Source organism: Ideonella sp. B508-1 (assembly GCF_000333615.1).
Taxonomy (GTDB): Bacteria; Pseudomonadota; Gammaproteobacteria; order Burkholderiales; family Burkholderiaceae_C; genus Ideonella.
On the sequence record NZ_BADL01000396.1, the window covers coordinates 1 to 12,869 of the forward strand.

Genomic DNA, 12,869 nt, shown 5'->3' on the forward strand with positions numbered 1-12,869 from the left:
AGCACCGAGTCGCTGATGAATGCGGCGCACGAGCCGCGCAGCCTGACGCCCTTCGAACCGCGCGTGGCCCGCACGCTCACGGGCGAGCGATGCGTCCTGCTTTCCGAGGATGCGGGTTATGAGGACGTGATGCGCCTGGATCCCGACGGGCGGGGGGATGCGGTGATCCCCCCGCCGAGCCTGTCCGGCGAAACGGCCTAGACGGTTTGTGTCCGCGCGCTCAGTGCGATCAGCTGCGCTCGCATCGTGTCTGGCGTGCCCCGCGTTCGTTGGGGGTCTGACGCCGGCCACTGATGGCCTCCAGCCGCGACGCCAGGCGAGGTTGCGCGCCGGCGGCGGATCTAGGGGTACGTCCTAGTCACATCGTTTTTATAAAGGAATATCGTTCCTTTATATGAACAAGACGGGCGCAGATCCCACCATGAGGCCGGCTGGTCTCCAGGAGGCAGTGATGAACAGGTTTGGACGACACATGGCGATCCTGGCCGCTTGCGCGGCGGGGGCCGCGCTCTTGACCCTCGGCCTGCAGAAGGTGTCCTATGATGACGCGCTGGCTGCCCGGGTGGACCTCGCTCGCCAGGGCAGCGTCCAGGTCGCGGACTCTGGCGCCCAATGGCAGTCGGCGCCGGGCTTCGTGCCGGCCTACTACCCGACGGACGGGGTGTGGGACATGCTGAGCGTCGCGTTCAAGCACTGAGGTTCGGCGCAGGCCGCGCCGGAGGCGGCTCGCGGTTTCAGAACGGGGCGTCGAGATGCTCCACCTTTGTGGCAGCGGTCGCCTTCTGTGCGATGGCGGCGACGGCTTTTTGCAACTGTGCCAGGTTGGTACGGAACCTGTTGGCGGGACCCGAGGCGTTGATCACGCCGAGGCATTCGCCGCGATCATTGAAGATGGGCGCTGCGACTGATCCGATGCCAGGCTGGACGGTTTCGATGGCCGTGAGGATCCCGTCTGCACGCAGTTTCGTCATTTCACGCTGGATCAGCGTTCGGCTGAGGGGCGCCTGCAGATGCCCCAGCTTCTCCGCCGCCAGCAGGTAGTCATCGCGCCACGATTTGTCGACGTAGGCGAGCAGCACCCAGCCGCTCGGACTGAGGCATAGCGGGCGTCGAACGCCGGCCGGAATCTGCAGTCGCAGCGCGTGCGGGCTGTCGACGACGTCGGTGAAGATGATTTCTCCTGCCTTCCGGTGGAGTTCTCCCCACATCGAGCTTTCTCCGGTCGTATCGACGAGCTCCTGCATGAAGGGTCGAATGAGCCTGATCAGCCGCGACGCCTGCATGACTGAGGCCGACAAGCGGAACATCGCCGTCCCAAGGTTGTAGGTGCTGGCGTTGTATGTCAGGAATCCCTCAGCAACGAGGGGACGCAGCAGGTTCAGAAGGCTGCTCTTAGGCGAGTCGAGCGCAATACTGATCTCGGCCAGCGTCATGCCGTTCGGCGCCTGCGACAGCGCATCGAAGAGCGCAAGCAGCCGTGTGAGCGCGCGAGGACCGGCAGCGTACGGAGTGTCGTCCGGTCGGTCTTCACTGGCAGTCTTTGAGCGATTCATCGTTAACCCTGGGATGAGTTCGGAGACGCGGAGCGGTCTGGCTTCGAACAATCATAAGGTTGTCGTGACCCTGTCTGAATCAACCCGGGTTCCGCGGAGGCTGCTTGGTTTAAGTCAAGCCATCACGGCGCCAGTGTGCGGATGCATTCGTCGCCACAGCCCTAGGACCCTAGGAGTCAGTGTCGGCCGGTGCTGCCCTGAACCCCGCCCCACCGGCTACATGGTGGCTACACAAGCCCCAGAAGCAACAAAGCCCAACCTTGCGGGCTGGGCTGAGTGCTTGATGTCATTGGTGCCGGTGAAAGGAGTCGAACCCTCGACCTTCGCATTACGAATGCGCTGCTCTACCAACTGAGCTACACCGGCATCGCAGGCCTTGGGCAAGCCCTGGGCGGATGCGAGCCCGCGATGATAGCGGGAAATTTCGTGGGTGGGAAGGCCGTGTGGGGCCTGCGGGGCTCGGGACAATCCGGCAACAACGCCGCTGCCGGCGCACGCTGGAAGGACGACCCCCATGCCCCACACCCCGGACGCCGCATTGCCGCCAGCCCACCCCACGCCGCTGTCCCGGCCGTTGCAGGGTCTGCGGGTGCTGGAGTTCGAGGGCCTGGGCCCCGGGCCGCTGGCCGGGCGCATGCTGGCCGACCTGGGGGCCGAGGTGACGGTGTTGGTGCGCCCGGGGGGCCCGAGTGACAGCGGCGTGGCGGCCCGGCTGGGCGGTGGCAGCCAGCCGTTGCGGCGCGGCAAGCGGGTGCAGGTGCTGGACCTGAAGACCGAGGCGGGGCGGGCGGCTGCGCTGGCCGCCGTGGCGCAGTCCGAGGCCCTGATCGAGGGCTTCCGCCCCGGCGTGATGGAGCGCCTGGGCTTGGGGCCGGCCGATTGCGCGGCCTGCAATCCGGCCCTGGTCTACGGGCGCATGACGGGCTGGGGCCAGGATGGCCCTTTGGCCCAGGCGGCGGGGCACGATCTGAACTACGTGGCGCTGAGCGGCCTGATGGGCCTGGGGGCGCGGCCGGAGGCCCCGCCCCGTGTGCCGCCCACGCTGCTGGGCGATGCGGGCGGCGCGCTGGCGCTGGCCTTCGGCATCGTCAGTGCGGTGCTGGCGGCGCGGGCCACGGGGCAGGGGCGGGTGGTGGATGCGGCCATCGTGGACGCGGTGGCCATGCTGGGCGGGCTGGCGCAGTGGATCGGTGCCAGCGGCCAGCTGGGCGGGCCGGCGCCCAGTCCCTTCCACGATTCCCCCTTCTACGACAGCTACCGCTGCGCGGATGGCCGCGACATCACCGTCGGGGCGCTGGAGCCCCCCTTCTACGCCGAGCTATTGTGGCGCCTGGGGCTGGACGATGTGGACCCGGGTGCCAGTACGACACGGCGAGCTGGCCGGCCTTGAAGCAGCGGCTGACGGCCCTGTTGCCCAGCCAGCCCCGCGCGCACTGGGTGGCGCGGTTGGAGGGCACCGACGTCTGTTTCGCGCCGGTGCTCTCGCTGGACGAGGCGGCGGTGCACCCGCATCTGGCGGCCCGGGCGGTCTACCAGCGTGATGCGCAGGGCGCCTGGCAGGCGGCGCCGGCGCCGCGCTTTCTGCCGCTGGCCGCCACCCGGCCGGGCGAGGACTGAGTTTTGAAACAGGGCGCGGCCCCTGCCGCTGTTCGGTCCATGGCGGCTTCAGTCCGCTGACAAGATGCCGATACCGTGAAATATGCCCGCCGGAATGTCCGGCGGCCGAACGCCCCGCCCAGGAACCGGCCATGGCCTTGCTGACCGAACCCCTGCAGTTCCTTGTTCCCGCCGCGCACGGACTGAGCGTGCCGGTGGGTGGCTTCCTGCGCGCCTGGCAGGCGCAACGCGCGCTGTTCGACGAGCTGCTGGGCCTGCAGGCGGCGCTGGAGCAGACGGCCCAGCGCCTGGCCAACTGCCTGAGCGCCGGTGGCAAGTTGCTGTGGTGCGGGCAGGGCGGCTCGGTGGCCACGGCCCACCGCTCGGCGGCCACGCTGAGCGGCGTGCTGCGCCCCGATGGGCGTCCGCTGGCCGCGCTGGCGCTCAGCGGCATGGGCATGGACGTGCTGGCGCGCCAGGTCCAGGCCCTGGGTCGGCCGGGCGATGCGATCGTGATGCTGTCGGCGGGCCTGCCGCCGGGGCCGCTGCTGGAAGTGGCTCGCACGGCAGCCGAAGGCGCCATGCTGGTGGTAGGGCTGTTGGGTCCGGCGCCGGAGGAACTGGCGGCCGATTGCCATCTGAGCCTGCAGCTTCCGCAGGCACTGCCCGAGCGGCGGGAGGAGGCCGAGTTGTTCCTCGGCCACTGCCTGTGTGGGCTGATCCGAGAGCAACTGGCCGGCGCCTGAACGGCCACCGGCCAGCGGGCGGGGCTCAGCCGCCCTTGGCTTCCTGGTGGTAGGCGGTGACCCGCTCCACCTCGTTCTTCGAACCCAGGATCACGCTGATGCGCTGGTGCAGCTTTTCCGGCTGCACATCCAGGATGCGCTGCTGGCCGTTGGTGGCCGCGCCGCCGGCCTGCTCGATCAGGAAACTCATCGGGTTGGCTTCGTAGAGCAGGCGCAGCTTGCCGGGCTTGTCCGGCTCACGCTTGTCCCAGGGGTACATGAAGATGCCGCCGCGGGTCAGGATGCGGTGCACATCGGCCACCATGGAGGCGACCCAGCGCATGTTGAAGTCCTTGCCGCGCGGGCCTTCCTGGCCGGCCAGGCACTCGTCCACATAGCGCTTGACCGGGGCATCCCAGTGGCGCATGTTGGACATGTTGATTGCGAACTCCTTGGTGTCGGCCGGGACCTTGACGTTCTCGGCGGTCAGCACCCAGGAGCCGGTCTCGCGGTCCAGCGTGAACATGGCCACGCCGTCGCCCACGGTCAGCACCAGCATCGACTGCGGGCCGTAGATGCAGTAGCCGGCGGCGGCCTGCTGGCTGCCCGGTTGCAGGAAGTCGGCCTCGCTGACCGGCTCGATCTGGCTGGGATCGTCGTGCGGCTTCTTCAGCACCGAGAAGATGGTGCCGATCGAGACGTTCACCTCGATGTTGGACGAGCCGTCCAGGGGATCGAACAGCAGCAGGTATTCACCGGCCGGGTAGCGGTTGGGCACCGTGTGGATGGTGTCCATCTCTTCCGAGGCCATGGCCGCCAGGTGGCCGCCCCATTCGTTGGCCTCGATCAGCACCTCGTTGGAGATGATGTCCAGCTTCTTCTGGACCTCGCCCTGCACGTTCTCGGTGCCGGCCACGCCCATCACTTCACCCAGCGCGCCCTTGTTGACCGCGATGGCGATGCGCTTGCAGGCGCGGGCCACCACCTCGATCAACAGGCGCAACTGGCCCGGGATGTGGCCGTGCAGCCGCTGCTGCTCGACCAGGTATTGCGTGAGACTGACGCGTTTGCTCATGACATGTCCTCCTGATCAGTCCTGCAGCGCACGCTCGATGATCTCGCGCGTGTCGCTGGAGAGTTCGGCCTTGGCGGCCACGCGGGCGATGGCCTCGCGGGCGGCGCTGCGGTAGGGTTCGGCCAGGTTGCGCCAGCGGTCCAGCGAGCGCGCGAAGCGCGAGGCCAGCTGCGGGTTGATCGCATCCATCTCGATGACCTTGTCGGCCCACAGCACGTAGCCGGCGGCATCCGTGCGGTGGAAGGCGGCCGGGTTGGACATCGTCAGCATGAACAGCAGGGCGCGGGCGCGGTTGGGGTTGCCCAGCGTGAAGTCCGGGTGCTTGAGTAGGGCCTTGACCTGGGCGAAGACCTGACCGTTCTTCTCGGGGGCGCGGGCCTGCAGCATGAACCACTTGTCCAGCACCAGCGGCTCGTGGCGGAACAGCGCGTAGAAGCGCTCCAGCGCCGGCTGGGCCAGCTCGTGGTGGGCACCGACCAGGGCTTCCAGCGCACCCAGGCGGTCGGTCATGTTGGTGGCGTCCTTGAAGCGCTGGTAGGCCTTGCCCGGCCAGACCGGCTCGCCGCTGAGGGCCGCGGCGCGCACCAGCATGGCCAGGGCCTTGTTGGCCAGGGCGCGGCGGCCGCTCTGCTCGGCGTCGGGGCGGTAGCCGCCCTGCACCTGGTGCTCGTCCCAGGCCCAGGCCCAGTCGGCTTGCAGGGCGGTGGCCAGCTGGTCCAGCATGGCTTCGCGCACGGTGTGCAGGCGCTGCGGGTCCACGTCGCTGACCTGTTCGGCCACGTAGATTTCCGAGGGCAGGGTCAGGGCCAGGTCCTTGAAGGCCGGGTCCAGGCCGGGCTCGCGCAGCAGGCTGCGCATGGCCTCGATGAAGGGCGCGTCCAGTTGCACCGCCTCGCCGTGGCCCAGCGCCGCCTTGACGCGGTTGAGCGCCAGGCGCTGACCGGCTTCCCAGCGGTTGAAGGCGTCGCTGTCGTGGGCCAGCAGCACCAGCAGGTCGGCGTCGGTCAGGCCATCGTCCAGCACCACCGGGGCCGAGAAGTTGCGCAGCAGCGAGGGCACGACCTCGGCGGTGATGCCGGTGAAGGTGAAGCTCTGCTCGGCCTCGGTCAGCACCAGCACGCGCTCGGTGCCCTGCGGGGCGTCCTCGCCCTGCAGTTGCAGCGGCAGGGCCTGGCCTGCGCGGCTCAGCAGGCCCAGGGCCACCGGCACCAGTTGCGGCTGCTTGCCGCTCTGGCCCGGGGTGTCGGGCAGTTGCTGGCTCAGCGTCAGGGTGTAGGTGGCGGCCTCGGCGTTCCAGCTGCCGCGGGCGTTCAGGCGCGGCGTGCCGGCCTGGGCGTACCAGCGCTTGAAGCTGCCCAGGTGCTGGGCCAGGGCGCTGGCCGGGTTGGCGTCGGCCATGGCCTGGGCGAAGTCGTCGCAGGTCACGGCCTGGCCGTCATGGCGCTCGAAGTACAGCGACATGCCGGCGGCAAAGCCTGCGCGGCCCACCAGCGTGTTCATCATCCGCACCACCTCGGCGCCCTTTTCATAGACGGTGGCGGTGTAGAAGTTGTCGATGGCCTGGTAGGCGTCCGGGCGCACCGGGTGGGCCATGGGGCCGGCGTCCTCGGGGAACTGGCGCTCGCGCAGCGCGCGCACGTCGCCGATGCGGCAGACGGCGCGGGCCGAGGGGCTGCCGGCCATGTCCATGCTGAATTCCTGGTCGCGGAAGACGGTCAGGCCTTCCTTCAGGCTCAGTTGGAACCAGTCGCGGCAGGTCACGCGGTTGCCGGTCCAGTTGTGGAAGTACTCGTGGGCCACCACGCTCTCGATGCCGTCGAAATCGGCATCGGTGGCGGTGGCGGGGCTGGCCAGCACGTACTTGGTGTTGAACAGGTTCAGGCCCTTGTTCTCCATGGCGCCCATGTTGAAGTCGGACACCGCCACGATCATGAAGCGCTCCAGGTCCAGCGGCAGCTTGAAGCGGGCCTCGTCCCAGACGATGGAGGCGATCAGCGAGTTCATCGCATGCTCGGTCTTGTCCAGGTCACCGCGGGTGACGTAGACCTGCAGCAGATGCTCCTTGCCCGAGCGGGTGCGCACCCATTGCTCGCGCGCCACCAGGTCGGCCGCGACCACCGCGAACAGGTAGCTGGGCTTGGGGAAGGGGTCGTGCCACTTGGCGAAGTGCTTGCCACCGTCCAGCGTGCCCTGTTCCACCAGGTTGCCGTTGGACAGCAGCACCGGGTACTTCTTCTTGTCGCCACGCAGGGTGACCGTGTAGACGGCCATCACGTCCGGCCGGTCCAGGAAGTAGGTGATGCGGCGGAAGCCCTCGGCCTCGCACTGGGTGAACAGGCCCGAGCCCGAGGCGTACAGGCCGCTGAGCTGGGTGTTCTTCTCGGGCGAGATGGTGTTGCGGATCTCCAGCGTGAAGGCATCGGCCGCCGGGGCGTCGATGACCAGCATGCCGTCCTCGTGGCGGAACGAGACGCTCTGGCCGTCCACCAGCACGCGCAGCAGGTTCAGGTCCTCGCCGTGCAGGCGCAGGGGCTGCACCGGCAGGGCGCTGTTGCGCTCGATGGCGAGCTTGCTGGAGACGATGGTCTTGGTCGCGTCCAGGTCGAAGGTCAGGTCCGCGGTACGGATCCAGTAGGCCGGGGCGAGGTAGTCTTCCCGGCGCACCAGGGTGGTGGTGCCTTCACGCATGTGGGGTGTCCTTGGGTGGGTTGAGGTGGGCTCAGAGGCCCTGCTTCAGACTGGCGGCGATGAATGCATCGAGGTCACCGTCCAGCACCTTCTGGGTGTTGGAGATTTCCACGTTGGTCCGCAGGTCCTTGATGCGGCTCTGGTCCAGCACATAGGAGCGGATCTGGTGGCCCCAGCCGACATCGGTCTTGGTGTCTTCCAGCTTCTGCTGCTCTTCCATGCGCTTCTTCATCTCATGGTCGTACAGGCGCGAGCGCAGGCGGCGCCAGGCCACGTCGCGGTTGCTGTGCTGCGAGCGGCCGTCCTGGCACTGCACGACGATGCCGGTCGGGATGTGCGTCAGGCGCACGGCCGAGTCGGTCTTGTTGATGTGCTGGCCACCGGCGCCGCTGGCGCGGAAGGTGTCGGTGCGCACATCGGCCGGGTTGATGTCGATCTCGATCGAGTCATCGACCTCCGGGTAGACGAACAGCGAGGCGAACGAGGTGTGGCGGCCGCCGGCCGAGTCGAAGGGGCTCTTGCGCACCAGGCGGTGCACGCCGGTCTCGGTGCGCAGGTGGCCGAAGGCGTATTCGCCTTCCACCTTGATGGTGGCGCTCTTGATGCCGGCCACGTCGCCCGGCGTCTCGTCTTCCATCGTGGTCTTGAAGCCCTTGCGTTCGCAGTACTTCAGGTACTGGCGCAGCAGCATGCCGGCCCAGTCGCAGGCCTCGGTGCCACCGGCACCCGCCTGGATGTCGATGAAGCAGTTGCTCGGGTCGGCCGGGTTGCTGAACATGCGGCGGAATTCCAGCCGCTCCACGATCTCGCGCAACTTGTCCGCATCGGCCTCGATGGCCTCCAGCCCGGCCACGTCATCTTCTTCCTTGGACATCTCGAACAGCTCGGTGTTGTCCGAGAGGTTCGTGGTCAGGTGGTCGATGGTGCCGACGACTTCGTCGAGCTGCTTCTTTTCCTTGCCCAGCTCCTGCGCCCGCTTGGGGTCGTTCCAGATGTCCGGGTTCTCGAGGGTGGCGTTGACCTCGTTCAGCCGCAGTGCTTTGCGGTCGTAGTCAAAGATACCCCCGTAGGTCGAGCGTGCGCTGGGTCAGGTCGGCCAGCGTGGTGCCAATGGCATTGATGCGTTCGACGTCCATGGTGTGTGTCCTCGTTGACTTGTGTTCAAACGCTGGATTTTCGCTCAAGACGGCGGGCCCGCGACGCCCCCGGATCCCCAGGGGCATCTCCGGGGACGCCGGGCTCGTCCGCGCAGGGCGTTTGACGCGACAATGGCGGCTTTGCGGGGCCGTGCGGCCCCTGGCCAGAGGCAGCAGCAGGTGGCAGTCACAGAGCTTCGCAGTCACGCAGGCACGGCAGCGGTGTTGTCGCCGGCGGCCCAGGCCGCGGCGCTGCGCCGGGCCCAACACCGGGCGCATTGGCAGGGCGTGCGGCGTTGGACGGCGGTGTCGCTGCTGGTCTGGCTGCTGGGCAGCTTCGGCGTGCCCTTCTTCGCCCGGCAGCTGGATTTCCCCTTCGCCGGCGGGCCCTTCAGCTTCTGGTGGGGCGCCCAGGGGGCCATGCTGGTCGATCTGGCGCTGGTGGTGCTGTACGCCTGGGCCACGCACCGCATGGACCTGGCCCACGACCTGGACGAAGAGGACTGAGCGCACGGTGAGCACCCGGCTTGTTCCTCCCCGCCCCAAGGCGCTGGCCAGCATGAGCTTCCGGCGTCGCCTGCACGGCCTGTACCTGGGCTACACGGTCTGTTTCCTGCTGTTCCTGCTGGGCATGGGCATGCTGGAGCGCTGGGGCGTGCCGCACCAGTACATCGGCTTCACCTTCCTGGCCGCGCCGCTGGTCATCTACGCGGTGGTGGGGGTGCTCGGGCGCACCACCGACCCGTCCGAGTACTACGTGGCCGGCCGCCGGGTGCCTGCGCTCTACAACGGCATGGCCGTGGGGGCCGACTGGCTGAGCGCGGCCTCCTTCATCGGCCTGGCCGGCACGCTCTACCTCAGCGGCTACGGCGGCCTGGCCTTCGTGATGGGTTGGACCGGGGGCTTCGTGCTGGTGGCGCTGCTGCTGGCGCCCTATCTGCGCAAGTTCGGCCAGTTCACCATCCCCGATTTCCTGGGCACCCGCTACCAGGGCCAGCTGCCGCGCTTCATCGGTCTGGTGGCCACCATCCTGTGCTCCTTCGTCTATGTGGTGGCACAGATCTATGGCGTGGGCCTGATCACCACCCGGCTGACCAGCATCGCCTCTTTCGAGATCGGCATCTTCCTGGGCCTGGGCGGGGTGCTGGTCTGCTCCTTCCTGGGGGGCATGCGGGCCATCACCTGGACCCAGGTGGCCCAGTACATCGTGCTGATCATTGCCTATCTGGTGCCGGTGATCTGGCTGAGCATGAACCAGACCGGCGTGCCGGTGCCGCAATGGGCCTCCAGCCTCCAGCTGCCGGCCGTCAGCCAGGCCGAGGCGCGGCTGAAGGCCGATCCCGGCGAGCAGGAGGTGATCCGCCTGCTGCGCGACCAGGCCAGGGTGCTGGAATACAAGATCGCCCACGCCGAGGCGGCCCTGCAGGCCGACCGCGACAAGGCCTGGCGCGAGGTGGATGCGCTCAAGCGCGGCCATGCGCCGCAGTACGAGATCCAGTCCGCCGAGCGGACGATGGCCCGGATCCCCGCCACGCCGGCCCAGGCGGTGGCGCAGTGGCAGGCCGAGCGGCAGGACCTGCTGGCCCGCGCGCGGCCCCTGGCCGGCATGCCCGAGCACGCGGCCCAGTTCGACGGCAAGCCGGATGGCACGCCGGCTGAGCGGGCGCGCTACGACGCCTCGCGCCGCAACTTTCTGGCGCTAGTCTTCTGTCTGATGGTGGGCACGGCCGGCCTGCCCCACATCCTGATGCGCTTCTACACCACGCCCTCGGTGCGCGAGGCGCGCGAATCGGTGGGCTGGTCGCTGCTGTTCATCGTGCTGCTCTACATGACGGCGCCGGCGCTGGCGGTGCTGATCAAGTACCAGATCTTCACCCATGTGGTGGGCACCCGTTTCGACGCCCTGCCGGCCTGGATCGCCAACTGGAGCCGGGTGGATCCGAGCCTGCTGTCGGTGAGCGACATCAACCATGACGGTGTGCTGCAGCTGGGCGAGCTGCACATCGGCAGCGACATCCTGGTGCTGGCCATGCCGGAGATCGCCGGCCTGCCTTATGTGCTGACCGGCCTGGTGGCCGCGGGCGGCCTGGCGGCGGCCCTGTCCACGGCGGACGGGCTGCTGCTGACCATCTCCAACGCGCTCTCGCACGACTTCTACTACCGCATGGTCTCGCCGCGGGCCATCAGCTCGCGCCGGGTCATGCTGTCCAAGCTGCTCCTGCTGCTGGTGGCCCTGTGCGCGGCCTGGGTGGCCTCACAGAAGCCGGCCAACATCCTGTTCCTGGTGTCGGCTGCGTTCTCGCTGGCGGCGTCGGCCTTTTTCCCGGCCCTGGTGCTGGGCGTGTTCTGGAAGCGGGCCAACCGCTGGGGCGCGGTGGCCGGCATGCTCAGCGGCCTGGGCGTGACCTTCTGGTACATGGTCACCACCCATCCCTGGCTGCGCGGGCTGTTCGGCATTCAGTCGCCGGTCCACCTCTGGTGGGACATCGACCCCATCTCGGCCGGCGCCTTCGGCGTGCCGGTGGGGTTCGCGGTCATCATCGTGGTCAGCCTGCTGACCCCACCGCCGCCGGCCGAGGTGCGGGAGTTCGTCGACCGCCTGCGCTACCCGCGCTACGACTGAACTCAGGGCAGGTCCAGGAAGGCCTGCAGATGGCGGGCCAGCGCGTCGGGCTGGTCGTGATGCAGCATGTGGCCCGCGCCGGCCAGTGTGTGGCGTTCCAGCCAGCCCACCACCGCCAGCCGGGCCTCGAACTCCTCGCGCGGGAAGCGGTCGCCCCACCAGCGGCTGGTCTCCGACTCGGCCCCTTCCACCCACAGCACCGGGGCGGTGATGCGCGCCCAGCAGGCCAGCACCTCTTCCACCCGGTAGACCAGGGGGTTGATGTTCTTGTGGGCCTCGTCGGCCAGGATGTGCCACTGGCCGTCGTCCCGGGGCTCGGCCCATTGGTGGGCCAGCCACAGGGCGCGCTCGTCGGGCAGGCGCGGGTTGTTTTCCTGCAGCCTGGCCTTCACGCCGTTGACCCCGGCAAAGGCGCGCAAGGGGCGCGGGTGCCGCAGGTGGTTGAGCCAGCGCGCCATGCGGCTGGGGGCCTCCGAGGCCTCTGCCCGCGGCAGGCCAAAGCCTTCCAGGTTGACCAGGCGCCGGATGCGCGCCGGCTGGACCCCGGCGTAGTTCATCACGATGTTGCCGCCCATGCTGTGGCCCAGCAGGTCCACCGGGGTCTTGCCGTCCAGGCCCAGATCCTCGCAGCAGAGCAGGGCGTCCAGGTCGGCCAGGTAGTCGGGGAACCAGTAGGCGTCGGTCGCCGGGCCTCGGGTGCGGCCGAAGCCGCGCCAGTCCATGGCCAGGACGTAGCGGCGCTCGCCCTCGTGGTCGGCCATCGCATCCACCAGGAACTGGAAGGAGGCGCCGATGTCCATGAAGCCATGGCACAGCAGCAGCGGCGGTCGCTGGGGGGTCACCAGGCTGGGGTCACCCCATTGGCTGATGTGGTATTCCAGTCCGCGGATGTTCACCCAGCGGTGGCTGGGCTGGCGACGGGGCTGGTACGTCGGTGCTGGTTTGGGCGCGGCGGCGGCGCTGGGGTCGGCGGGCGTCATGCGGCAAATGTAGGGCCAGGGGCCCCCTGGGGACATCCCTTGGTCGATGACAGAATCGCCGCATCATGACCCAGATCCATGTTCTGCGTGCGGCCGAGCCGCGCGACGTGCCCGCCATCGTCGGCCTGATCCGCGAACTGGCGGACTTCGAGCAGCTCAGCCACTTGGTGCAGACCACGCCCGAGAAGCTCCTGCCCCACCTGTTCGGCGAGCGCCCGGTGGCCGAATGCCTGGTGGCGGAGGTGGATGGGAACGTGGTGGCTTTTGCGCTCTTCTTCACCAATTTCTCCACCTTCCTGTGCCAGCCCGGGCTGTACCTGGAAGACCTCTATGTGCAGCCGGCCCACCGCGGGCAGGGCATCGCGAAGGCGCTGTTGCAGCGCCTGGGTCAGCTGGCCGTGGAACGCGGCTGTGGCCGTTTCGAGTGGAGCGTGCTGGACTAGAGCGCCAACGCCATCGCCTTCTACCAGCGCATGGGCGCCACGGTGCTGCC

10 protein-coding genes, 1 tRNA gene and 2 pseudogenes are annotated in these 12,869 nt (G+C 68.6%); 7 read left to right on the plus strand and 6 right to left on the minus strand.

Annotation, left to right across the window (positions count from 1 at the left end; all coding sequences use genetic code 11):
- Both I73_RS28465 and I73_RS16405 read left to right on the plus strand, forming a co-directional pair.
- A partial coding sequence (locus tag I73_RS28465; RefSeq protein ID WP_040500553.1) for a hypothetical protein occupies positions 1-201 on the plus strand: 201 nt, incomplete at its 5' end.
- Positions 202-472: 271 nt separating this feature from the next.
- Positions 473-697, plus strand: coding sequence for a hypothetical protein (locus I73_RS16405; protein WP_022981613.1), 225 nt, complete (start codon positions 473-475; stop codon positions 695-697).
- Between the two features lie 37 nt (positions 698-734).
- Here I73_RS16405 and I73_RS16410 read toward each other — a convergent pair whose 3' ends face one another.
- Positions 735-1,553, minus strand: coding sequence for an IclR family transcriptional regulator (locus tag I73_RS16410; protein ID WP_083876816.1), 819 nt, complete (start codon positions 1,551-1,553; stop codon positions 735-737).
- A 290-nt stretch (positions 1,554-1,843) separates the two neighbouring features.
- A tRNA-Thr gene (locus tag I73_RS16415) sits at positions 1,844-1,919 on the minus strand.
- A 148-nt stretch (positions 1,920-2,067) separates the two neighbouring features.
- On the opposite strand from I73_RS16415, the pseudogene I73_RS28470 reads away from it, so the two are divergent.
- Together I73_RS28470 and I73_RS28475 are read left to right on the plus strand one after the other, a co-directional pair.
- Positions 2,068-3,170, plus strand: a pseudogene (locus I73_RS28470) (CaiB/BaiF CoA transferase family protein).
- Between the two features lie 131 nt (positions 3,171-3,301).
- On the plus strand, positions 3,302-3,895 hold the full coding sequence (locus tag I73_RS28475; RefSeq protein WP_022981615.1) for an SIS domain-containing protein: 594 nt from the start codon (positions 3,302-3,304) through the stop codon (positions 3,893-3,895).
- Between the two features lie 25 nt (positions 3,896-3,920).
- Here I73_RS28475 and I73_RS16430 read toward each other — a convergent pair whose 3' ends face one another.
- From I73_RS16430 to prfB, 3 genes are all read right to left on the minus strand, one after another.
- Positions 3,921-4,949 carry a class 1 fructose-bisphosphatase gene (locus I73_RS16430; protein WP_022981616.1) on the minus strand — a complete coding sequence of 343 codons (1,029 nt, stop codon included), beginning with the start codon at positions 4,947-4,949 and terminating at the stop codon, positions 3,921-3,923.
- Positions 4,950-4,964: 15 nt separating this feature from the next.
- Positions 4,965-7,637, minus strand: coding sequence for an aminopeptidase N (pepN, locus tag I73_RS16435; RefSeq protein ID WP_022981617.1), 2,673 nt, complete (start codon positions 7,635-7,637; stop codon positions 4,965-4,967).
- A 31-nt stretch (positions 7,638-7,668) separates the two neighbouring features.
- Positions 7,669-8,773 (minus strand): peptide chain release factor 2 gene (gene prfB / locus I73_RS28480; protein ID WP_148289816.1). Its coding sequence is split into 2 segments (ribosomal slippage): positions 7,669-8,691 and positions 8,693-8,773, totalling 1,104 coding nucleotides; the frame shifts between segments, so codons are not numbered across the junction.
- A gap of 222 nt (positions 8,774-8,995) precedes the next feature.
- Between prfB and I73_RS16455 the strand changes: the two genes are divergently transcribed.
- Positions 8,996-9,280, plus strand: a complete 285-nt coding sequence (locus I73_RS16455) for a DUF4212 domain-containing protein (RefSeq protein ID WP_022981620.1) — start codon at positions 8,996-8,998, stop codon at positions 9,278-9,280.
- Positions 9,281-9,332: 52 nt separating this feature from the next.
- On the plus strand, positions 9,333-11,396 hold the full coding sequence (locus I73_RS16460) for a sodium:solute symporter family protein (protein ID WP_022981621.1): 2,064 nt from the start codon (positions 9,333-9,335) through the stop codon (positions 11,394-11,396).
- 2 nt (positions 11,397-11,398) lie between these two features.
- Here the strand turns inward: I73_RS16460 and I73_RS28490 are convergent, their stop codons facing one another.
- Positions 11,399-12,376, minus strand: a complete 978-nt coding sequence (locus tag I73_RS28490; RefSeq protein WP_022981622.1) for an alpha/beta fold hydrolase — start codon at positions 12,374-12,376, stop codon at positions 11,399-11,401.
- 65 nt (positions 12,377-12,441) lie between these two features.
- Between I73_RS28490 and I73_RS28495 the strand changes: the two are divergent.
- A pseudogene (locus I73_RS28495) lies at positions 12,442-12,816 on the plus strand (N-acetyltransferase family protein); the annotation flags it as partial.
- Between the last annotated feature and the right edge of the window lie 53 nt (positions 12,817-12,869).

Coding starts and splice junctions, on each gene's coding strand:
- I73_RS16430 (WP_022981616.1), bottom strand. CDS start 4,949: ATGAGCAAACGCGTCAGTCTCACGCAATACCTGGTCGAGCAGCAGCGG.
- I73_RS28490 (WP_022981622.1), bottom strand. CDS start 12,376: ATGACGCCCGCCGACCCCAGCGCCGCCGCCGCGCCCAAACCAGCACCG.
- I73_RS16405 (WP_022981613.1), top strand. CDS start 473: ATGGCGATCCTGGCCGCTTGCGCGGCGGGGGCCGCGCTCTTGACCCTC.
- pepN (WP_022981617.1), bottom strand. CDS start 7,637: ATGCGTGAAGGCACCACCACCCTGGTGCGCCGGGAAGACTACCTCGCC.
- I73_RS16410 (WP_083876816.1), bottom strand. CDS start 1,553: ATGAATCGCTCAAAGACTGCCAGTGAAGACCGACCGGACGACACTCCG.
- I73_RS16460 (WP_022981621.1), top strand. CDS start 9,333: ATGAGCTTCCGGCGTCGCCTGCACGGCCTGTACCTGGGCTACACGGTC.
- I73_RS28475 (WP_022981615.1), top strand. CDS start 3,302: ATGGCCTTGCTGACCGAACCCCTGCAGTTCCTTGTTCCCGCCGCGCAC.